Source organism: Bradyrhizobium sp. SZCCHNRI2009, from assembly GCF_032485115.1.
Lineage (GTDB): Bacteria > Pseudomonadota > Alphaproteobacteria > Rhizobiales > Xanthobacteraceae > Bradyrhizobium.
Map to the genome: position 1 here is coordinate 1603208 of NZ_JAUEUH010000001.1, position 20495 is coordinate 1623702.

Sequence of the window (20495 nt, forward strand, 5' to 3'; positions counted from 1 at the left end):
CGCGGCAAAGCCTTGGGAGCGGCGGGAACCCGCTAGGCGCCGTGGAGGTCGGCGGCGACGTGCGCCAGCCAGCGGCGGATGGTCGCGAGCTCGCTCCGTTTCAAGCCGCGGGCAAGCCTGCGCTCGATGATGGTGGCCTGCCGGCGCGCCTTGGCCAACAGCGCCAGCCCGCGGCGCGTCAGGCTCCATCGCAGCATCCGACCATGGACGGGATGCGGCGTGCGCTCGATGGCGCCGTCGCGTTCGAGATTGCCGATGATCACGTTGACGGTCTGCGGCGTCAGCAGCGCGACGCGGGCGAGGTCGGCGCCGGACAGCCCGGGATAGGCCTTCAGCATCGTCAGCACCACGAATTGCGGATGGGTCAGCCCGGTTGGGATGAGCGCGCGGTCGAGCGACAGCCGCGCCGCGGCCTGCGCCTGGCGCAGCAGATAGGCGAGGTAGCCATCCTCGCCGCGCTTGCCCTCGCCGGGCGATGGCGGGCGGGCCGCCGTCCTGGGTCGAGTCCGGGTTTGACTCCTGGGCCGACGCGCGGGGCCGGCCTTTCGCGGCGCTCGCGCGGTCGTCAATTCCGGTGCCTTGCGCATATCATCAGAGCCCTGATAAGTTGTCAGACATCTGATAACACGAGAGACAGGCCCATGTCACATGCGCGAAGCGAGTACACCGCGTTCCGGAGCCAGGCGCCGGAGCTTTACGATGCCATCCTTGCGGTGAGTCAGCAGGCGGCGAAGGCCGGCCTCGACAAGCAGTTGCTCGAACTCGTCAAGATCAGGGCGTCGCAGATCAACGGCTGCGCATTCTGCGTGCAGCATCATGTGCTGCTGGCCGAGAAGCTCGGCGTGTCCGCCGACAAGATCAATCTCGTCGTGGTGTGGCGCGAGGCGCCGCAATTCTCGGCCCGCGAGCGCGCGGCGCTGGCGTTCACCGAGGCGCTGACCACGCTGCAGGGCGGCGTCAGCGACGAGGTCTATGCTCAGGCCCGGGCCGAATTCTCGGAAACGGAGCTGGTGTTCCTGACGTCGGCGGTCGGCGTGATCAATCTCTGGAATCGCTATGGCGTCGCCTTCCGCTGGACGCCGGCGGAGCGGCCGGTGCGGGCGGCTTCGTGAGTTGTCTGGAACCGCAGCACGGCCCGGCGGGTTATACGCGGGAGGCAGAGGAGGCGCGCATGACCGGGACGGACGAACCGCTCAAGCCGGAGGATTTTCCGCTGGAAGCCGACAAGGAGCGCGTGCAGCGCCAGGACGGCAAGCCGATCGCAACGACGAAGAACGAGGCGATGGCGCAAGAGATTGCGGATCGTCTCAACGCCGAGGAGCACCGCCGCGAAGAGGACAAGTGGTCGGCATGACTTCTTGCTCCTTGGCCGTCTCCTTGGAGTTGCAAGAGACACATGCCGCTTGCAGTCAGCTCGAACTGATCAGCAAGGGGGCTGCGCTCAAAACGGATTCGCCGGCTGCGCCCGCTGGGGACCTTCCGGCTTCGGCTCGACCGCGAGGCTGGGGTCGGTCGGCATCACGCGCGCGCCGGCGGCGCGGGCGACCTGGCCGGTCATCGAATGCCGTGCCGCCTCGGCGGACTTGATTTCCGGCGGATGCCAGCGGTCGCGCACCAGCATCGTCAGCGCGCCCACGCAGAGCAGCGCAATCGCGGTTGAAACGAGCGCGGGTCCGGCTCTGCGATGCGGGTTGGCTGTCATCATCTGCGATCCTCCTGACCAGACAACCCGGAGCGGTGGGTCCCGGTTCCGGGCTCGCCGGCGATCAGTTCCGGTCGCGCGCCGCGGCGGCGTCGGCCGCTGGTCCGAGCGGTGACGATCCGAGTGCGCCGGTCGTCGACGGCGGCGACGCGGCGATCTCCTCCAGCCCGACCTCGCGGCCGCGGCCGCCGATCAGGCGCTCATAGGCTGTGATCAGCGTCACGTAGGGATTGACCCAGATCCAGCCGTCGCGCGTGAACAACTGGACGTCGAAATGCAGATGGCGCGTGGTGCCGTTGGGATGGTCGAGATAGTTCGAGACCACGCCGATCGGCTCGCCCTCGCGAAGGCTGCGGCCGTTGAGCAGGCCGTCGGCATCCATCGCCGCGGGATTCATGTGCATGTAGCGGAAGCGGATGTGCTCGGTGCCGCTGTTGACCTGCACCGTCACGGCCTGCTGCCGGGTCGAGCGGATCACGACGCCGTCGCGCACGGCGAGCACGCGCTGCCGCCACGGGTTGCAGCCGTCGGCGCCGTCGCGGCGCACCGGGCAGGCGCCCGGCCTGAGATCCTGGCCCTGATGGCCGAAGCCGCTGGCGCACTGGCCGACGTTGAAGCTGCGCGCCTCGCAGAAATTGTCGCGCCAGGGATACTGGCTCCATGGCTGGTCGAATTTGTCGCTCGCGCGCCGGCGGCCGAACGACTGCGAATGCACATAGGCCGGCGCATCCAGCGGATAGCGGATCTGCGAATAGACGGTGCGGTCGGCCCGCCCGCTCCGGCCGCGTCCGCCGCTGTTGGCGACGATGTCGCCAACGGGCCGATAGGTGAAATCGGTATCCAGCGTGAGCGGGCGCTCGGCGGCGAGCGGCGCGATCTCCGGCGGGATTCGCGACGGCCTCCCGCCGGCGATGCGCAGCGCCTTGAGGAAACGCTCGGCGATGGGATAGGCCTCGCGGCAGGCGAGCCGGCGCGGCCGCGGCGCGCTGTCCAGGCACTGGATCGAGACCACATAGGGCACACCGAAACGCGTGAAGGCGTAGCGGACATAGCCCTCGCGGATGAAGCGGCGCAGATCGGGATATTGCGCTGACAGCGCCTTGACGCCTTCGCCCTTGCCGCCGGCGGGATCGGCGACATCGTAGGTGAGGAGCGAGCCGGTGATCTGGATCTCGACCGGCTTTGCGAAGACGCGCGGCGGCAGGCCGGAGGTCATCTCCGGCGGCAGCGAGAACACGGCGTCGTAGCCCGACGGGCCGGCATCGAACAGGTCGGTCTGGAAGTCGGCCTGATAGCGCGGCAGATCGCGCGCCGCGATGGCGGCGCTGCGGCGCGCAGCAAGATAGGATGTGGCGTCGAACGGCAGCAAAACGGGGACCGGACTGCGTCCGATCCCCGTGAAGATGGTCGAGGTCACGCCGTTGAGCTGGACCAGCGCTGGCCTGCGCCGCGCATCGCCGGCCGAAACGCTGCTCCGGTGCGCGGACAGAGCGAAGTCGGCAGCGACCTCGGGCGCCGCGTTGAGTTCGGAGCGGAGCTGGTCCAACGCGGCGCGCCAGTCGGCGCGGTTGATGGTGAGGGCGGGCGGAGCAAAGTCATCGGCCGCGCGCATCGTGGACGGCGCGGCCAGCGTGATGATCGCCGCCAGGGCGGCGATGAGTATGATGATCCGTGCCCCCAAATCCCCCCGCGCCCCCCGGCGTCAGATCCTCGAGGTGCCTCAGTCCTTGGCGCGCTCGCAGTAGGAGCCGTCCTCGGTCATGACGACGATGCGGGTGCCAACCGTGATGTGCGCCGGCACGCCGGTGCGAACGCCGTTGGAGAGCACCGCCGGCTTGTAGGACGACGACGCGGTCTGGCCCTTGGTGACCGGCTCGGTCTCGACGACCTCGAGCGTGACGCGCTGCGGCAGCGTGATCGCCACCGGGACCACGTCGTGCATCGACAGCTTGACCGTCATGTTCTCCTGGAGATAGGCGGCCTGGTTGCCGACCACGTCCTTCGGCACCTGGACCTGGTCGTAGGTCTCCGGGTTCATGAAGTGGAAGCCGTCGGCATCCTCGTAGAGGTACGTGAAGTTGCGCTCCTCGATCGTCGCCTTCTCGACCTGGTCGGTGGTCTTGAAGCGCTCGGAGATCTTCACGCCGTCGCTGATTCGGCGCATTTCGATCTGGCTGACCGGGGTGCCCTTGCCGGGATGGATGTTCTCGGCGGTCACGACGACATAGAGCTTTCCATCTTGCTCAATGACGTTACCCTTGCGAATAGAGCTGGCGATGACTTTCAAAGCTGTTTTCCTGACACTGAAAAGGGGGCGCCGGACCAAGCCGGGGCGCCACGCGACGCGGAATGCGGTTTCGGGCGGCAACATACTGATTTTGTCCGGGGTTGCCAGTCTTTTGCGGCCCGAACGGACGACCTCCTGATGTCCCGGGAGCCCGCGCCTTCGCCGTGGTGGTCGCCGCAGCGGCACGCCGATGTCAGGCCGTTCCTGCTCGCCCGGGCCGCCATCACCAGGGCGTTGCGGGCCTGGTTCGACGAGCAGGGGTTTACCGAGGTCGAGACCGGCATCCTGCAGGTGTCGCCGGGCAACGAGACCCATCTGCACGCACCGCGCACCGACCTGACGGCGCCGGACGGGACCCGGCACCGGCGGTATTTTCGAACCTCGCCGGAATTCGCCTGCAAGAAGCTGCTGGCGGCCGGGGAGCGGCGGATCTTCGAGTTCGCCCGCGTGTTCCGCGACCGCGAGCGCGGCGACCTGCACCTGCCGGAATTCACCATGCTGGAATGGTATCGGGCGGAGGTGCCCTACGACGCGATCATGGCCGACACGGTCGTGGTGATCGCCCATGCGGCTCAGGCGACCGGAATCCGGCGGTTCGCCTTCCGTGGCCGCGCCGCTGATCCCTTCGCCGAGCCAGAGCTGCTGACGGTTGCCGGTGCGTTCGCGCGCCATGCCGGGATCGACCTGCTCGCGACCATCCGCGACGGTGCGGGCGACCGTGGGGCGCTGGCCCAGGCCGCCGCCGGCAAGATCCGGATCAGCGACGACGACACCTGGTCGGACCTGTTCAGCAAGGTGCTGGTCGAGCATGTCGAGCCGCATCTCGGGCAGGGTCGGCTCACCGTGCTCCATGAATATCCGGCGCCGGAGGCCGCGCTGGCGCGGGTGGCGGCCGACCCCCGCGTCGCCGAGCGGTTCGAGGTCTATGCCTGCGGCGTCGAGCTCGCCAACGGCTTCGGCGAGCTCACCGACGCCGCCGAGCAGCGCCGCCGCTTCGAGCAGGAGATGGCCGAGAAGGAGCGCCGCTATGGCGAGCGCTATCCGCTCGACGAGGACTTCCTCGCCGCCGTGGCCGCGATGCCGCAGGCGAGCGGCGTGGCGCTCGGCTTCGACCGCCTGGTGATGCTGGCGGCCGGCGCCACCAGGATCGATCAGGTGGTGTGGACGCCGCCGGCAGGTGAGCGATGAACAGGATCGAACGTCCGACCACGTTGCGCAGCGCCGAGGATCTCGTCGCGCAGGGCTTGGCTGACGCGGCGGACCAGCCGGCGCTGGCGCGCGTGGCGCAGCGCTATGCCGTGGCGGTGACGACGCATCTCGCCGACCTGATCGACGTCGACGATCCGAATGATCCGATCGCGCGCCAGTTCGTGCCCAGCACGGATGAGCTGAAGGCCGCGCCTGGCGAGCGCGGCGATCCGATCGGCGACGATTCGCATGCGCCGGTGCCGGGCATCGTGCACCGCTATCCCGATCGGGTGCTGCTCAAGCTGGTGCATGTCTGCGCGGTCTATTGCCGCTTCTGCTTCCGTCGCGAGATGGTCGGGCCCGGCAAGGACAATGCGCTGTCGGAGGAGGCCTATCGCGCGGCGCTCGACTACATCCGCGCACATGACGAGATCTGGGAGGTGATCCTCACCGGCGGCGATCCGCTGATGCTGTCGCCGCGGCGGCTGAAGGAGATCATGGCCGATCTCGCCGGCATCGATCACGTCCGGATCGTCCGTATCCACACCCGTTTGCCGGTCGCCGATCCCCAGCGCATCACGCCGGCGCTGGTTGACGCGCTGAAGGCGCCGGGCGCAACGACCTGGATCGCGCTGCATGCCAATCATCCGCGCGAATTGAGTCCGCCGGTGCGCGCGGCCTGCGCGCGGCTGATCGAGGCCGGCATTCCCATGGTCAGCCAGTCGGTGCTGCTGCGCGGCGTCAATGATGACGCGGCGACCCTGGAGGCGCTGATGCGCGGCTTCGTCGAGACCCGCATCAAGCCGTATTACCTGCACCATGGCGACCTCGCGCCGGGCACGGCGCATCTGCGCACCACGCTGGCGCAAGGGCAGGCGCTGATTCGAACGCTACGCGGCCGGGTGTCCGGCCTGTGCCAGCCCGACTACGTGCTCGACATCCCCGGCGGCTACGGCAAGGCGCCGGTGGGGCCGCAATACCTCACTGCGGATGAAACTGTTGAGCAGGATCATGCGGCAGCTGCGCAAACGCGCTATCGTGTGATTGACTATTGCGGTGAGGCGCACCTCTATCCGCCCGCCGCGGGATGAAGTGTCCTGCCGATTCCGCTGACACGGAGGAGCAACATGAAGAAATTTGCGATCGCGATGGGGCTCCTGATGGCCGTCACCGATGGCATCGCGCTGGCGCAGAGCGGCAGCGGCTCCTCCGCCGGCACCGGATCGAAGAGCGGCATGCCGCCGCAGGCGCCGGTCGGCCATCGTCAGGTGCGCCCCAGCGACCTGCCGAAGGCCGAGCAGGCCGAGGACAATTCGATGAGCGGCACGACCAAGGAAGACCGCGAGCTCGATCGCAAGATCAAGGGCATCTGCCGCGGCTGCTGAGCGCGATCTGCGGCGCGCCCGACGCGCGCCGCTTGATCGGTCGTGAGTGTTACGCCGAGCGCTCACGCGGGGAGTTGCGAAGCGCCGCACGCCGGGCGGCGACGGCTTCGGCGAGCTGCTCCAGCACCTCCACCGTCGTGTCCCAGCCGATACAGCCGTCGGTGATGCTCTGGCCGTAGGTCAGTGCCACGCCCGGCTTGACGTCCTGGCGTCCCGCGATGAGGTGACTCTCGATCATCACGCCCATGATGCGCTGCTCGCCTGCGGCGAGCTGGCGGCCGACGTCGGCGGCGACCAGCGGCTGGTTCTCCGGCTTCTTGCTCGAATTAGCATGGCTGGTGTCGACCATCAGCCGCGCCGGCAGTCCGGACTTGATCAGCTCGGCCGCGGCCTGCTCGACATGGGCGGCGTCGTAATTGGGGCCGCTGCCGCCGCGCAGGATGATGTGGCAGTCCTCGTTGCCGGTTGTGGCCGCAATCCCCGAACGGCCGCCCTTGGTCACCGCCATGAAATGGTGCGGGTGGGCCGCGGATTTGACCGCATCAGCGGCGATGCGGATGTTGCCGTCGGTGCCGTTCTTGAAGCCGACCGGGCACGACAGGCCGGAGGCCAGCTCGCGGTGGATCTGGCTCTCGGTGGTGCGCGCGCCGATCGCGGCCCAGGCGACGAGGTCGGCGATGTACTGCGGCGTCGTCATGTCGAGGAATTCGCATCCCGCCGGCAGGCCGAGATTGTTGACGGCGGACAGCACGCTGCGCGCGAGCCGCAGGCCCTTGTTGATGTCGAAGGAATTGTCGAGGCCGGGATCGTTGATCAGGCCTTTCCAGCCGACGGTCGTGCGCGGCTTCTCGAAATAGACCCGCATCACGATTTCGAGGCGGTCGGCGAGGCGCTCGCGCAAGGCGGCGAGGCGGCCGGCGTAGTCGACCGCCGCGTCGGGATCGTGGATGGAGCAGGGGCCGACGATGACCAGCAGGCGGTCGTCGCTGCCGGTCAGGATGGCATGGATCGCATTGCGGGCGGCCATCACCACACGGGTGGCGGTGAGGGTGCGGGGGATTTCACCCATCACCTCCGCCGGCAGGCTCAATTCCTTGATTTCCTTGATACGAAGATCGTCTGTGGTGCTCAGCACGGCGGGCTCCTGGGTCTCTTGGGTGGGCACCTGCCGGCAATAAAAAAGCCGCCAGGTCTGGCGGCTCGTTCGGATATCTTGCTGCAATGTGTCAGATTGAGCGCGATCCTCCCGCCGCCAGCGAGCTGTCGTAGCTAAAGTACCAATAAAAGCTGGTGGCGGCGTTGATCATGCCCATCCTATAGCGGCCGCGCGGCCGCTTGTCATCCCGAAAATCGAGCCGGCGTCAACCGTTGCGCGCGGCGAGCGCCATGCCGATCATCGACAGCCCGCCGAACAGCAGGTTGATGCCGACCAGCAGACCGATCGCCCACAACGCCGTGCCGGGCAGACCGGAAATGATGATGCCGGCGATCGCGATGTCGACCACGCCCGAGATTGCCAGCCACGACCAGCGCCCGGACAGCTCGCGGCGGTGCTCCAGCGCATACATGATGGTGGCGACGCCTTCTGCGAGAAAATAGACGCCGATCACGATCGTTAGCGTCACCGTCCCCTGGACCGGCTGCGCCACCAGGATGACTCCGGCGACGATGGCGAGCACTGCCGACAACAGCGACCACCAGAAGCCGGGCATGCCGCGGGCCCAGAAGGTGAGCGCGAGTCCCGCGATGCCCGAGATCAGGAACATCCAGCCGAGGAAGATCGTGACCGCGAGGCTTGCCAGCGGGGTGAGGATCATCGCGAGCAGGCCGAGAACGGCGAGCAGGATGCCCTCGATCAGGAAGGCCTTCCAATGCGCGCGCACGGCTGCGCCCATCTGCGACTTCATGCGCTCGAGCTCGGGCGGAATCGTATCCTGGGGAAGGGTCATGATCGTCACTCCGGGCAAGCTCACGCGCTTAACGCCGCGGCCGCCTGCCCACGCACATGGTGAGGACCTGCGGCCCGGACAAGCGCGCAATGCGCATTTGGTTGCTCTGCCGGCCCCGCGATGCCGGGATTATGCCGTCGTCCGAATCCGGTTGCGACCGAAAACATAGATCGTCGTTGTGACAATCAGAAGGGCCATCCCGACGATGATCGCGGTGAGACCGAGGGGAACCAGAACCGCGGCGACATTGCGGTCAGGGTTGAGCAGCCAATGCCGGATGGAGGTCAGCACGAATCCGAGCCCGACGAAGCCGGCGGCGCCGCCGAGCAGGAGCAGCGCCCACATCCTGCGCAGCTGGCTCAGCCTTGCCCGCGCCACCTCGGTGCGCGGCGTGTGGTGATGGGCGACGCGGCGCACCAGCCGCACGGCAAGGGCGATCGACGAGAACCCGATCAGCACGCTGATGCCGCCGAGCCAGAGGCGCGCGGCGGTGTCGAGGGTCGATGCCCGCTGCAGCAACAGCAATGGATAGTCGAAGGCCGCATGCAGCATCACGGGTGCGGCCAGCACCAGCGCCCAGCTCGACAGCCGCGCCCCTTCGCGATTGTGGCGGTTGGCGCCAAGCGCCGTACTGGTGCGGGCGATCGCGAGATAGGCACCGGCAATGATGCCGAGCGCGCCATGAAACGGCACGGTGAGCACGCTGCGCAGCACCGCCAGCGAGCGCCACATCTCGGCATGCTGGACGAGATAAGCCAAGTTCTCGTAAGCCGCGAAGCCGAGCCCGACGGCGGCACCGTAGAATACCGTGTCCATGGCATTGCCGACCTGCCGGCGCCGCGACCACAGCGCGGCGATCACCGCGACCTTGGCGAGCTCTTCCGGCAAGGCGACGCCAAAAAGGGCCCGGACCGCCTGGGCGATCCAGGGATTCTCCAATGTCAGCCCGACATGCTGGAACGGCGTCCTGATAATGCCGAGCAGGAGCACGCTGGCTGCCCCGAGCAGGAAGGCGGTCCAGATCTTGAGCGGAGGGCCTGAATTGTCACCGGCGGCGACCACCAGCCAGAGGATCAGCAGCGCGGGCGCGATCGCGGCGGTGCCGATCACGGTCGCGAGGGCTTCGAGAAGGTTCATTTGCGATGGCAAGTAAGCCATGGTCTCCGATCATCCAATGCGGCGGGGCCGAACCGACCCTCCACCACCCGCGCGGAGAATGGATTTGACATCGGTCCGTGGCCGCACGGCAAGATCTACATGTCGGCAGAATGAGCCGCCCTTCAAGGGAAAGAACCCCGTCCGGGGGCTCGATTGGGGGAGGGACCGCTGCAGGGCCGAGTGCAGCCGCCGTCGGCTGCCGCCCGGCTGGTCTCAACGGGGCCGGGAGGCTCTCGGCGCCGTCGCATCGCCGCCGCGCACCGGGGCCTCCTGGCGCGGTTCGACCGGGGTCCAGGCGTCGGTGCGGGAGGTGGTTGGCGCCTGGGCGGTCGTCGGCGTTTCCACGCAGCTCAATCGTGGTGTCGGGTCGGCCACACGCCGGCATTCCAGACCTTCAGCGAAAGCGGCCTGACTGATCGCGCACGCAACCAGAACAATCGAAAGAACTCTCATGGTGCCCCTCGGAGCAGGCTTGGGTCGCCCGTGATGCAGGCTCGACTCGGTCGTGCCATTCGATGATGCCCAGCTTGGCCGCAAAAGCGTGCAAATATTTGACCATTCTCGCCGTCATTCAAAAATTCTTCCGAAATTCGCGCGTGCATTCCATGAGTTGCAAGCGATGCGAGCGTTTTTCGCTGGCGCAAACGCGAAGCCCTTTCGCTCCGTTGCGGTGCCAAGGCGCGGCAGCCGGCGCCGAACTGCCATTTGCCCCCAGCTTGCTCGGCATGGGCGGCCGGGCGGGCTTGATGCGGCGAAGGGATCATGGTCGGTTGCCGCGATGAATTCGCCGTCTTGGTCAGCTTCCGACAGAGCCTGTGGTCCACGCTATCGCCGTGGCTGGGTCGACGACGCCGTGGCGGCCATCGAGGCCGACCAGTGCCGGACCGCCGACACGCACTTGATCCGGCTGATCGTGCCCGCGCTCGCCGGCATCGATATCTACCTGAAGGACGAATCGACCCACCCGACCGGGAGCCTCAAGCATCGGCTGGCCCGATCGCTGTTTCTCTATGCGCTTTGCAACGGCCACATCCGGGAAGGCACGCCCGTGGTCGAGGCCTCCTCCGGGTCGACAGCGGTATCGGAAGCCTATTTCGCGCAGATGATCGGGGTGCCGTTCTACGCGGTGATGCCGCGCACCACCTCGGAAGAGAAGATCGCCGCGATCACGCATTACGGCGGCAATTGCCACCTCATCGATGACGGCCGGTTTCTCTATGCCGAGGCGGCCGCGCTCGCGAGCCGGCTCGGCGGCCATTACATGGACCAGTTTACCTTCGCCGAGCGCGCTACCGACTGGCGCGGCAACAACAACATCGCCGAGTCGATCTTCAACCAGTTGCAGGGCGAGCGCCGTCCGCTGCCGGAATGGATCGTGATGGGCGCGGGCACCGGCGGCACGTCGGCGACGATCGGCCGCTATCTGCGCTACCGCCGGCACCCGACGCGGCTGTGCGTCGCCGATGTCGAGCATTCGGCCTTCTTCGACGCCTTCTGCAACGGCGACAGCGCCCGGACGTGCGAACGGCCGTCGCTGATCGAGGGCGTCGGCCGTCCGCGCTGCGAGCCATCCTTCGTGTCGGGGGTCGTGGATCGCATGATGAAGGTGCCAGATGCCGCCTCGGTCGCGGCGATGAACGTCCTGACGCGGCGGCTGCGCCGGCCGGTCGGCGGCTCGACCGGGACCAACTTCCTGGCGCTGTGCCGGCTGGCGGCCGAGATGCGGCAGGATGGACAGAGCGGCTCACTGGTCACGCTGATCTGCGATTCCGGGGAGCGCTATCGCCAAACCTATTACGAGCCGCAATGGCTCTCCGCGCGCGGTCTCGACCCCGCGCCGTACGAGGCAGCTCTGTCTGCCTTCCTCGACACCGGTGCGCCGCTGCGGCTCGAGGTTGCCGATGCGGAGAACCCGCTGCGCGCCTGAACGCCTCCGGGGGGCGTCGCGGACCGCGGCGAGCGGCATCCGGATGCCCGGCATCGTGCGCGATCCCTGATCTGGATCAACGAAGGACGCGACGGATTGCGCTTTGGTCCGACCCCGAACAGGCCTCCAAGGGCGCGCCGGAACGCAGGCTCGGGACGCGGGCAGGGGAAGGACGGATCAGGTGATGAACTACGACAGCTATTTCGACCGTGCCCTCGACCAGTTGCACCAGGAACGGCGCTATCGCGTCTTCGCCGATCTGGAGCGCCTCGCCGGCCGCTTCCCCCGCGCGATCTGGCATTCGCCGGAGGGGCCGAAGGATGTCGTGATCTGGTGCTCCAATGACTATCTTGGCATGGGCCAGCATCCGAAGGTGATCGGCGCCATGGTCGACGTTGCCGCGCGCATGGGCACCGGCGCCGGCGGCACCCGCAACATCGCCGGCACCAACCATCCGCTGATCGAGCTCGAGCGCGAGCTTGCCGATCTCCACGGCAAGGAAGCGGCTCTGGTGTTCACCTCGGGCTACGTCTCCAACGAGACCGGCATCTCGACCATCGCGAAACTGCTGCCGAACTGCCTGCTGCTGTCGGACGCGCTCAACCACAATTCGATGATCGAGGGCGTCCGCAAGGCCGGGAGCGAGAAGCAGGTCTGGCGGCACAACGACCTCGCCCATCTCGAAGAGCTGCTGCGGGCGGCCGATCCCGACCGTCCCAAGCTGATCGTCTGCGAGAGCCTGTATTCGATGGATGGGGATGTCGCGCCCTTGCACCGGATCTGCGATCTCGCCGAGCGCTATGGCGCGCTCACATACGTCGACGAGGTCCATGCGGTCGGCATGTACGGCCCGCGCGGCGGCGGCATCGCCGAGCGCGACGGCGCGATGGCCCGCATCGACATCCTCGAGGGCACGCTCGCCAAGGCCTTCGGCTGCCTCGGCGGCTACATTGCCGCCAATGCCAATCTGATCGACGCCGTCCGCTCCTATGCGCCGGGCTTCATCTTCACCACAGCCTTGCCGCCGCCGGTTTGCGCCGCCGCGACCGCCGCGATCCGCCATCTCAAGACCTCGCAGTGGGAGCGTGATCGGCACCAGGACCGGGCGGCGCGGCTCAAGGCCGTGCTGAACGCCTCGGGCCTGCCGGTCATGCCGTCCGACACCCACATCGTGCCGGTGCATGTCGGCGATCCCGAGAAGTGCAAGACGGCGTCCGACCTGCTGTTGTCCGAGCACGGCATCTACATCCAGCCGATCAACTATCCGACCGTGCCGCGCGGCCTGGAGCGGCTGCGCATCACGCCATCGCCTTACCATGATGACGGCCTGATCGACGCCCTGGCCGAGGCGCTGGTCGACGTCTGGGACCGGCTCGGCCTTGCGCGGGCGCCGCAGGCGCTGGCCGCGGAGTGAGCCGTTTCCGCTGACCTGTCACATCGGTCTGTCAGTTTGATCTGCCGCAATGCCGCCCGCGCTCGCGCGGGCGTAGTCTGTTGCGTTCAGGGAAAATGCCGGTTCGGCAAGGCCCAGCCGGCGCACAGGCGAGGGCGGCCATGGCAAGGATCATCGAAGCGCTGCTGCAGGAGCACGAGAATCTCGAGAAGCTTCTCTCGGTGCTCGAGCACGAATTGGAGCTGTTCGATCACAATCGGCGGCCGGACTACGACATCCTGCAGAGCATCATCGCCTATTTCGAGGACTATCCGCAGCGCTGTCATCATCCCAAGGAGGAGATGATCTTCGGCAAGCTGCGCGAACGCGACCCTGCCGCGGCCGCAGCCTATGGCGACGTCGACGACGAGCACGAGACCGAGGCGCAGCGGCTGCGCGGCTTTGCCGACGCCGTGAACGCGGTGCTGTCGGACCAGGAGATCCTGCGCGAGAGCTTCCACGCCGCCGTGCATGAGTTCATCGACAGCCAGCGCGAGCATCTGCGCAAGGAGGAGACCCTGCTGTTTCCGGCGGCGCTGCGCGCCCTTCAGGCGGAGGATTGGGCCGATATCGACGCCCGCATGTCGGACCGCAAGGACCCGCTGTTCGACGGCGACGTCGCCGAGAAATTCCACAATCTCGAGCGGACCATCCTGCGCTGGGAACAGGAGGCGGAGCAGGCGCGCGCCACCGCCGGCTGATGGCGTTTTGCCCAATTGCGCCCCGCGACCGGTGGACTATAGTTCCAGTGGGGGCAGGCACTCTTTCGCGGAGCTGGCTATGGCCGCTTTGAACACTGGGCTCGATCCGGTCCGAGGTTCGTCGAATGCAGGGGCAGGGGCAGATGCGGCCCGAACCCCTGCGCAGGTCCCGATGGCGCAGCAGAGTGCCTTTGGCAGCCATGGCTATGACATGTATCCCCAGGAACTCGTCCGGCTGTCGGGCTGCCAGGAGCAGGCGCTGCGCCGTGAGACGAAGCGCGCCTTGCAGCTGAGCTGACGGCCTTGTCCGATCTCGCCGCTCGATGGTCCCCGCGCTGGTTCATGGCCGGAACGCAAACCCGGGATCATGGTTGTAGTTCATGATCGTGGTTATTCCGGTATACGTGCGTTAACCTATCATTAACCAGATCGCGCGACCCTGTTCGCATACCCCAGGAATGCGACGGAACCGGACGGCCGGAGCCGGCAGTCGCGACAAGAGGCCGGCGGCGTAACGCCCGCCGGCCTTTTTGCGTGGGCGGGTCGGCTGGAATTGACCACCGCACCCTTGCGTCAGTTGCGCCGCGCCAGCGAGCGCAGGAAGCCCTGATATTCCTCGTTCAACTCCATATCGACGGCAGGCGCGAGCTTCAGCAGGACATTGGCGATGAACGCCTGGTCGTTGCGCGGCTCCTCCAGCACCTCGCGCAGCACCGGGACGTTGTCCTCGATGTGATGCAGAAAGGCGACGCCTTTCTCCGCCGTCTCGGTCCAGCGCGCCCGCGTCCATTTCGCCAGCGGATACATGATCTCGTGGACGAAGTTCGACTTGCGCGCCTTCTCGAAGAAGCGCAGTCCGGCGCTCCAATATTCCTTGGCGCGCAGCGGCGGTGGCGGCAGATCGCCTGTCAGCATCTTCTTGCCGGCCTGGCCGACGAAATCGTCGAGCGTGGTCGGCGCATCGATCGTGGCGCGGAAGTGCCACAGCGCGAACGAGCCGGGAAAATCCTTGCCTATGCCGTCGAGCAAGGCGGTCTCGACCTTGTCGACCGCGGCCTTGTCGCCCTTCAGCGACGCCGTCATCGCGAAGGCGAACAGCGCGTCGTTGCCGACCTCGTGGACGCCGCCGTTCTGCAATTGCGCCGCCGACAATGCGGGTGTCTTGCCGTCGGCAGGCACCGCGGCCTCGCCGACGCGCTGCGCCTTGATGAAGGTGGTGATCTCGAGCCAAGCCATGAGGTTGGCGATGAAGGCGTCGGGATCGACATGCACGATGGCGAGATTGAGCGGCTCCTTGCGTGTTCTCAGCTCGGTCATGTCGGTCATGTCGCACTCCGCCGCAACTCGCCGCCGAGCGGTCTGTCGCCTTTGCGACACGATGGCTCGTTCGACGAGAGATGCCGGGAAGGGCAGCAAGAAGGGTGCCACGGTCTTGTCGGGCTTGGTCTTGTCGGGCTCGCGGGCACAGCGCGGTCCGCGGAACGAGTTTTGCTCGTGGTCCTTCGATTGCGATGGTCGCAATGGAGCATGAGGCCAGCGAATGTTCACCCGCGTCTGCAAGGCCGACACCATCGACGAAGGCGGCATGCGCCTCGTCATCGCCGACGCCCAGCTCGTCATCCTTGCCTGGCCCGACAATGGCGAGCTCAAAGCGTTCCAGGGCGTCTGCCCGCACACGGCGGCGCCGATGGAGGAGGCCGGCTTCGACGGCCGCGTGCTCAGTTGCCCTGTGCACAATTGGACGTGGGATGCTTTCACCGGTACGCCGCTCCACCCGCCGGAGAGCGCGCTGGCGCAATATCCGGTCAAGGTCGAGGACGGCGTGGTCTACATCGACACGGACGGTATCGCTCCGCTGTTTGCGGCCCGTTGAGCACGCGGGAAGAGACCGGAAACACCGCCACGGGGTGGCTTGCCCGGCCGGCGAAACGCCTCTATACGTTCGGCGCGCGGCACGGAATCACCGTCGGTGGTTCAGCCGACCTCGCAGATCATCGCCTCAAGCTGCTGATTTGCTGAAGGTTTTACCGAAACGTGCAAGCGGCGATGGCACCGGGGCCTCGTGCCCTCTGGCATCGTGCGTATTGCTCCCTTCGTCTATCGGTCAGGACGCCACCCTTTCACGGTGGAGAGAGCGGTTCGATTCCGCTAGGGAGCGCCACTCCGCGCCGGCATTCCTTCCATCTTCGATCTTGAAACGGACGGTTTGCGCCGAGACGCGGTCGGCGCGAGGTTCTGCAGCGATGAATCGCACGCGCAGTCGGGGTCCGGTCAACCGTCCATTAGGGTCCTTGCCGTACTGCAACGGGCGAGCAGGAGCAGGATGATGGCGCCCAAGAAGCGGGAAGCCCGCAAATCGATGAAGCAGCCGGCGTGGATCACGCTGGATGGCGGGTTCGCCGTGCGCCATTGCCTGGTTCAGGACATTTCCAGCGCCGGCGCCAAGCTGACCCTGCAGGACGCGGCGGCGCTGCCGGCGACCATCCGGCTCGCCTTCGCGCGCGACGCAAGAACGGGCCGCCAGTGCCAGGTGGTGTGGCGCCGCGGCGCCTCGGTCGGCGTCAAGTTCATCGGCAAATAGACGGCCGGTGTCGCTTCGCCGCGGCAGACGCGCTAACAAGCGGAATGTGTCGATCTCTCATCCTGGGCGCCCTCGCGGTGCTCGCCGCCGTGACCGTGGCAGCCGCCGGCTCGCCGGGGTCGTTGCTTCTTGCGCCATCGCTTCCCGGGCCAAAGGCGGCTGGACCGAATAAGGCCGCATCCCGTTCAGGGGCCGCTACCAGCAATCCCTGCGCGTCCTACGGCGCCAACTTCGTACGCGTCGAGGGAACCGATACCTGCGTGAAGGTCGGCGGCGCCCTGCGCGTCGAGATGGGCACCTCGACCAGCCGCTGAGGTGCTCATGACAGCGGCGGCGCGATGTGGCGGATGAAGGCCGGGCGTTGCGCGATCTGTCCGTACCAGCGCGCGAGGCTCGGCAGCTCCGGCTTGACGACACCTTCGACTCCGAACCAGCGCCGGGCATAGGCGCCAAGCGCAATGTCGGCGAGCGTGAAATGCTCGGCCTCGACGTGGCTGCGCGTGGTCAGATGCGCGTCGAGGATGCGCCACATCGCCGCGGCGTCGTCGGCCGCCTTCTGCAAGGCGGCCATGTCGCGCTGCTCCGGCGGCGTTCGCACCAAGCCCCAGAACAGCGGACGCTCGATCGGCTGCACCGTCGACAGCGTCCAGTCCAGCCAGCGCTCCACCGCGGCGCGGTGCTGTGGCGTCGTTGGATAAAGCGGCGTGCCGTCGCCATAAGCGAGGCAGAGATAGCGCATGATCGCGTTGCTCTCCCACAGCACGAAATCGCCATCGACCAGCGTCGGGATGCGGCCGTTCGGATTCATTGCGAGATAGTCCGCCTCGTTGTTGCGGCCGTACTGCATGCCCGCGTCGATACGGTCATAAGCGACATCGAGCTCGGCGAGACACCACAGCACCTTCTGCACGTTCACCGAATTGGGGCGGCCCCAGATCGTCAGTCTGTCGTCGGCGGACACGTTCGGCTCCTCTCTGGGCGAGCGTCATCATTAGCGCATGTTACGCAAAAAGCCCCGCTCGAAGCGGGGCTTTTCCGACGAACGCATCGTTCGCGGCGATCAGTGGCCGAAGAACAGCCAGAGCAGAATGATCACCGGAATCGGCACGCCCAACAACCACAATAGAAGTCCTCGACCCATCTCGGCCTCCTCGTATCCTCTCCATCAATCGGAGCGACAACGCGAGGGTGGCCACGATGTTCCGGCTGGATCATGAAGGCGAATGACTCACCAATGTCCGGTGTTCGGCATCGACAGCCAGGGCTCGGCCGGCGCCTTCGGCTCGCCCTTCTGCAACAGCTCGATCGAGTGCAGGTCGGGCGAGCGGATGAAAGCCATGTTGCCGTCGCGCGGCGGTCGGTTGATGGTGATGCCGAGCTTCATCAGCCGGTCGCAGGTGGCGTAGATGTCGTCGACCTCATAGGCGAGATGGCCGAAGAAGCGGTCCTCGCCATAGCTCTCCTCGTCCCAATTGTAGGTGAGCTCGACCAGCGGGGCGCCACGCGTCGGCGGCAGGCTCTTCAGCAGGTATTCATCTTCGGGTGCGCAGAGAAACACCAGTGTGAAGCGACCCTTGTCGTCGTCGATCCGGCGCACCTCCTTGAGGCCGAGCGCATCGGAATAGAATTTGAGCGCGGCGCCGAGATTGCGCACGCGCAGCATGGTGTGGAGATAACGCATCGTGTCTTCTCTCCCTGAACTCGAAGCGGATGGTCAACGGCCGCCTGCGGACGCCGATCCATAGCAGCAATTCGCCCGCCCGTGTATCGAGCCTGATGCTGCGGCGGTGCCGGCTCGCTCGGATGTGCGGTGCGCGCGACGACGCATTCGACGGGGCTGCGCGGTGTTGCGAGAGCCCCTCCGTATGCCAGCGAATCGCTGTTTTGGCAGTGATTCGCGGCATGGATGAACGAGCGCGATGCGACCGCATGCAGGGATTTCAGCATGTTTCCCCTGCAATGTGCGGCCAAAATCACGCAGGACCGTCGAAAATGCCTGGAAATATAGGGGAAAATGAATCGCTTGCTCCGTTCGATCGCCATCGCAGCTTGACTTCTGCGCGCTCCGTTGGAATTTTGGCGCCGCTGTGGGTGCTTCGGGGCCCCTTGAAATGCAGGAGAATCCCGAAAATCGCGGGGTGATACGCCACTAGACGACTGAAGTCCCGGCTGTGCAATGCAGCCAGAAAGCCCCGACCAGTCTGCGCAGCAATGCGCTGATAGCCGCGCAGTCGTCACGTCATTCACCGGTATCAATCACAAGGAGATACGATGGCTACCCAACTTTCCAAGTCGCAACTGATCGAGAAGATTGCGACCTCGACCGAGCTGTCCAAGCGCGACGTCAAGAACGTCATGGAGACGCTCACCGACGTCGGCCACAAGGAGCTGAAGAAGAACGGCGTGTTCCTGGTGCCGGGCTTCGCCAAGTTCGTCGTCGTCAAGAAGCCCGCCGTGAAGGCGCGCAAGGGCACCAACCCCTTCACCGGCGAAGAGATGATGTTCAAGGCCAAGCCGGCCCGCAAGATCGTGCGCGCCCGCCCGGTCAAGGCCGCCAAGGACGCGGTTGCCTGATCTGAACCGTCAGTCACGGTCGTGATCACGTCAAAGGCCTCCTGAAAAGGAGGCCTTTTTCGTTGCGGGCTGTGTGGTTGCAGCGCGGCTGAGTGTTGCGGTCGCCGAAGCGCCGGCGTCCCCGGACCGCGAAGGTTGGCACCGCGGGGGCCCGAAAAACGACAGCAGCGCCAGCGCGACGGAATATCTTCGTCGCGTGGCGCCACCCTCGAAACTGGGCCCTGAAATCCCCAGTACTGATGTGTCTCGGGGAGGGGCAGGAAGGTTCAAAGGTCTTTGCGGGAAGATTGACCGGCCCGTACGCCCTCCGGCCTGCGCGGGAGCGCCGTCGCGCGCGCTGGGGAGAAGCCGGTGGATACGGCGCAGCAAGCCGTTGATCCGCGATCCGAAGAGCCCAGCCGAGGAGCTGTGGATAAGCGTTGGATCCGCTGTGGATGAAGGCCCGGCGCTCGCCCGCAAAGCTCGGCTTCAGCGGCGCTCGCCGGTCAGATCCGCTCCGTCGTCCGCAGCTATTTCAGGCGCCGCACCGGCCGCCTCGGTCCTGGGATGACAGGACGCAAGCACGACGAATCCGCCATAGCCGATGATGTTGAACAGAAGTTCCAGCCAGGATGCCATCGGGGATTTCCCTCATGGCGGTGAACGTGTGGCGACGGTCACGGTTCCAACGCGCGCGGCGGTGAGCCGGGCTGCAACCAACTCCCCCGCATCTGCGTTGTTTGGACGCATGGGAATTGGAGGACATTCGATCATGAGAAAGACATTGGCTGTTCTGGCGACCGCGGGCGCCGTCGCCATCACCGCGCTGGCGGCACCCGCGCCGGCACAGGCGCGCGGCATCGGCCCGGGTCTCGCATTCGGCCTCGCGGCGGGAGCGTTGACTGCCGGCGCGATCGCGGCCTCGCACCCGTATTACTATGGTCCGGGCTACGGCTACGATTACTACGACTACGGCCCGCGTTACGTCTACGCGCCCGGGCCGTATGCCTATTACGGCGGACCGTACTATCATCGCTACCACCACTGGCGTCATCACTGGTAAGCGCCAGTCGTGACAAGGAGAGCCCGGATGGCGAAAGCCTCCGGGCTCTTCTTTCATCCCTGCTATTCCGCGGCCTCGCCGCGCTGCGCCTTCTTCCACGCCAAGCGGGCATATTCCTCGCGTTCGCGCGCGAACTTCTCCTGGGTCGACTTGAACCGTGCAATCCTTGCGGTGATGTCGGCGCGCTCCTTCGCGCGGCGGTCGTCCTGCGTCTCGTTCTGCCTCACGGATCCTCTCTGCTCCGGTCGCTATCCGGCGAGCCTCGCCCTGAGACGCGTGACAAACTTCCTGGCGAATCGCTGGCGCGATGTGGATGTCCGATTGGGGCGTGATTGCGGACGGTCGGCCCCGGCTGCAGGCGGCTCGCGCGTTTTGCTGGGGACGGAAGGCGAGCAACGCCAACGTCTTCCGGTAGACACGAAACAATCTGACTCGCTTTGCTTGCAGTTGCGTCGTTCACGACCGGTTCCGGTGGATGCGGAGTGGCGCAACGACGCCCAGAGGCGGGGGCCAGCTTGCCGTGCTATGAAGGGAGGACAATGATGATGCGAGGTTTCATGCTTCGGGGC

Annotated in this window: 26 protein-coding genes and 1 tRNA gene; 15 read left to right on the forward strand and 12 right to left on the reverse strand. The window is 66.5% G+C overall.

Features of this window, described 5'->3' with window-relative positions; translation table 11 throughout:
• Positions 1 to 32: 32 nt before the first annotated feature.
• On the reverse strand, positions 33 to 587 hold the full coding sequence (locus QX041_RS07305) for a MarR family winged helix-turn-helix transcriptional regulator (protein ID WP_315751650.1): 555 nt from the start codon (positions 585 to 587) through the stop codon (positions 33 to 35).
• 54 nt (positions 588 to 641) lie between these two features.
• On the opposite strand from QX041_RS07305, the gene QX041_RS07310 reads away from it, so the two are divergent.
• A complete protein-coding gene (locus tag QX041_RS07310; RefSeq protein WP_315751649.1) occupies positions 642 to 1112 on the forward strand; it encodes a carboxymuconolactone decarboxylase family protein in 471 nt (156 codons plus the stop codon).
• A gap of 59 nt (positions 1113 to 1171) precedes the next feature.
• On the forward strand, positions 1172 to 1354 hold the full coding sequence (locus QX041_RS07315) for a hypothetical protein (protein ID WP_315712101.1): 183 nt from the start codon (positions 1172 to 1174) through the stop codon (positions 1352 to 1354).
• An 87-nt stretch (positions 1355 to 1441) separates the two neighbouring features.
• Here QX041_RS07315 and QX041_RS07320 read toward each other — a convergent pair whose 3' ends face one another.
• From QX041_RS07320 to efp, 3 genes are all read right to left on the reverse strand, one after another.
• Complete coding sequence (locus tag QX041_RS07320; RefSeq protein ID WP_315712100.1) at positions 1442 to 1705, reverse strand: hypothetical protein; 264 nt, start codon at positions 1703 to 1705, stop codon at positions 1442 to 1444.
• Positions 1706 to 1766: 61 nt separating this feature from the next.
• A complete protein-coding gene (locus QX041_RS07325) occupies positions 1767 to 3383 on the reverse strand; it encodes a M23 family peptidase (protein ID WP_316164790.1) in 1617 nt (538 codons plus the stop codon).
• Between the two features lie 39 nt (positions 3384 to 3422).
• Positions 3423 to 3989: an elongation factor P gene (gene efp, locus QX041_RS07330; protein ID WP_315712097.1), complete on the reverse strand. Its 567-nt coding sequence runs from the start codon at positions 3987 to 3989 to the stop codon at positions 3423 to 3425.
• A 138-nt stretch (positions 3990 to 4127) separates the two neighbouring features.
• On the opposite strand from efp, the gene epmA reads away from it, so the two are divergent.
• The 3 genes from epmA to QX041_RS07345 are packed head-to-tail and all read left to right on the forward strand — an operon-like array spanning position 4128 to position 6562.
• Entirely contained in the window at positions 4128 to 5177 is a 1050-nt protein-coding gene (gene epmA / locus QX041_RS07335; RefSeq protein WP_316164791.1) for an EF-P lysine aminoacylase EpmA, read from the forward strand.
• On the forward strand, positions 5174 to 6268 hold the full coding sequence (locus tag QX041_RS07340; RefSeq protein ID WP_315751646.1) for a lysine-2,3-aminomutase-like protein: 1095 nt from the start codon (positions 5174 to 5176) through the stop codon (positions 6266 to 6268). The genes epmA and QX041_RS07340 overlap by 4 nt, the downstream gene beginning before the upstream one ends.
• Positions 6269 to 6304: 36 nt before the next feature.
• Positions 6305 to 6562, forward strand: a complete 258-nt coding sequence (locus QX041_RS07345; protein WP_315712092.1) for a hypothetical protein — start codon at positions 6305 to 6307, stop codon at positions 6560 to 6562.
• A gap of 49 nt (positions 6563 to 6611) precedes the next feature.
• Here the strand turns inward: QX041_RS07345 and QX041_RS07350 are convergent, their stop codons facing one another.
• The 3 genes from QX041_RS07350 to QX041_RS07360 form a co-directional block, all read right to left on the reverse strand.
• The gene (locus QX041_RS07350) at positions 6612 to 7697 is read right to left on the reverse strand and encodes a 3-deoxy-7-phosphoheptulonate synthase (protein ID WP_316164792.1); all 1086 of its coding nucleotides are present in this window, start codon (positions 7695 to 7697) and stop codon (positions 6612 to 6614) included.
• Between the two features lie 226 nt (positions 7698 to 7923).
• A complete protein-coding gene (locus tag QX041_RS07355; RefSeq protein WP_315712090.1) occupies positions 7924 to 8511 on the reverse strand; it encodes an HdeD family acid-resistance protein in 588 nt (195 codons plus the stop codon).
• 129 nt (positions 8512 to 8640) lie between these two features.
• On the reverse strand, positions 8641 to 9669 hold the full coding sequence (locus QX041_RS07360; RefSeq protein WP_315751644.1) for a PrsW family intramembrane metalloprotease: 1029 nt from the start codon (positions 9667 to 9669) through the stop codon (positions 8641 to 8643).
• 778 nt (positions 9670 to 10447) lie between these two features.
• Here QX041_RS07360 and QX041_RS07365 point away from each other — a divergent pair.
• From QX041_RS07365 to QX041_RS07380, 4 genes are all read left to right on the forward strand, one after another.
• Positions 10448 to 11596, forward strand: a complete 1149-nt coding sequence (locus tag QX041_RS07365) for a PLP-dependent cysteine synthase family protein (RefSeq protein ID WP_316164793.1) — start codon at positions 10448 to 10450, stop codon at positions 11594 to 11596.
• A 184-nt stretch (positions 11597 to 11780) separates the two neighbouring features.
• Entirely contained in the window at positions 11781 to 13010 is a 1230-nt protein-coding gene (hemA, locus tag QX041_RS07370) for a 5-aminolevulinate synthase (protein WP_315712085.1), read from the forward strand.
• A 140-nt stretch (positions 13011 to 13150) separates the two neighbouring features.
• Positions 13151 to 13729 carry a hemerythrin domain-containing protein gene (locus tag QX041_RS07375; RefSeq protein WP_315712084.1) on the forward strand — a complete coding sequence of 193 codons (579 nt, stop codon included), beginning with the start codon at positions 13151 to 13153 and terminating at the stop codon, positions 13727 to 13729.
• Positions 13730 to 13901: 172 nt separating this feature from the next.
• Positions 13902 to 14027 (forward strand): hypothetical protein, encoded by a 126-nt coding sequence (locus QX041_RS07380; protein ID WP_315712083.1) that lies wholly within the window; start codon positions 13902 to 13904, stop codon positions 14025 to 14027.
• A 275-nt stretch (positions 14028 to 14302) separates the two neighbouring features.
• Here QX041_RS07380 and QX041_RS07385 read toward each other — a convergent pair whose 3' ends face one another.
• Positions 14303 to 15055, reverse strand: coding sequence for a hypothetical protein (locus QX041_RS07385; protein ID WP_316164794.1), 753 nt, complete (start codon positions 15053 to 15055; stop codon positions 14303 to 14305).
• 214 nt (positions 15056 to 15269) lie between these two features.
• Here QX041_RS07385 and QX041_RS07390 point away from each other — a divergent pair, with 214 nt between their 5' ends.
• The 4 genes from QX041_RS07390 to QX041_RS07405 all read left to right on the forward strand — a co-directional run bounded on the left by QX041_RS07390 (position 15270) and on the right by QX041_RS07405 (position 16624).
• A complete protein-coding gene (locus tag QX041_RS07390) occupies positions 15270 to 15602 on the forward strand; it encodes a Rieske 2Fe-2S domain-containing protein (protein ID WP_315712080.1) in 333 nt (110 codons plus the stop codon).
• 213 nt (positions 15603 to 15815) lie between these two features.
• Positions 15816 to 15890, forward strand: a tRNA-Glu gene (locus QX041_RS07395).
• 162 nt (positions 15891 to 16052) lie between these two features.
• The gene (locus tag QX041_RS07400) at positions 16053 to 16310 is read left to right on the forward strand and encodes a PilZ domain-containing protein (protein ID WP_316164795.1); all 258 of its coding nucleotides are present in this window, start codon (positions 16053 to 16055) and stop codon (positions 16308 to 16310) included.
• A gap of 44 nt (positions 16311 to 16354) precedes the next feature.
• Complete coding sequence (locus QX041_RS07405; RefSeq protein WP_316164796.1) at positions 16355 to 16624, forward strand: porin; 270 nt, start codon at positions 16355 to 16357, stop codon at positions 16622 to 16624.
• Positions 16625 to 16629: 5 nt separating this feature from the next.
• On the opposite strand, the gene QX041_RS07410 is transcribed toward QX041_RS07405, so the two are convergent.
• Together QX041_RS07410 and QX041_RS07415 are read right to left on the reverse strand one after the other, a co-directional pair.
• Positions 16630 to 17271 (reverse strand): glutathione S-transferase family protein, encoded by a 642-nt coding sequence (locus QX041_RS07410; protein WP_315712077.1) that lies wholly within the window; start codon positions 17269 to 17271, stop codon positions 16630 to 16632.
• A 267-nt stretch (positions 17272 to 17538) separates the two neighbouring features.
• Positions 17539 to 17991, reverse strand: a complete 453-nt coding sequence (locus QX041_RS07415; RefSeq protein ID WP_316164797.1) for a VOC family protein — start codon at positions 17989 to 17991, stop codon at positions 17539 to 17541.
• A gap of 590 nt (positions 17992 to 18581) precedes the next feature.
• Between QX041_RS07415 and QX041_RS07420 the strand changes: the two genes are divergently transcribed.
• Positions 18582 to 18884, forward strand: coding sequence for an HU family DNA-binding protein (locus QX041_RS07420; RefSeq protein WP_172109121.1), 303 nt, complete (start codon positions 18582 to 18584; stop codon positions 18882 to 18884).
• 468 nt (positions 18885 to 19352) lie between these two features.
• Here QX041_RS07420 and QX041_RS07425 read toward each other — a convergent pair whose 3' ends face one another.
• Positions 19353 to 19502 (reverse strand): hypothetical protein, encoded by a 150-nt coding sequence (locus QX041_RS07425; RefSeq protein WP_315712075.1) that lies wholly within the window; start codon positions 19500 to 19502, stop codon positions 19353 to 19355.
• A 133-nt stretch (positions 19503 to 19635) separates the two neighbouring features.
• Here QX041_RS07425 and QX041_RS07430 point away from each other — a divergent pair, with 133 nt between their 5' ends.
• Positions 19636 to 19926, forward strand: coding sequence for a hypothetical protein (locus QX041_RS07430; RefSeq protein ID WP_315712074.1), 291 nt, complete (start codon positions 19636 to 19638; stop codon positions 19924 to 19926).
• 62 nt (positions 19927 to 19988) lie between these two features.
• On the opposite strand, the gene QX041_RS07435 is transcribed toward QX041_RS07430, so the two are convergent.
• Positions 19989 to 20153, reverse strand: coding sequence for a hypothetical protein (locus QX041_RS07435; RefSeq protein ID WP_315712073.1), 165 nt, complete (start codon positions 20151 to 20153; stop codon positions 19989 to 19991).
• Between the last annotated feature and the right edge of the window lie 342 nt (positions 20154 to 20495).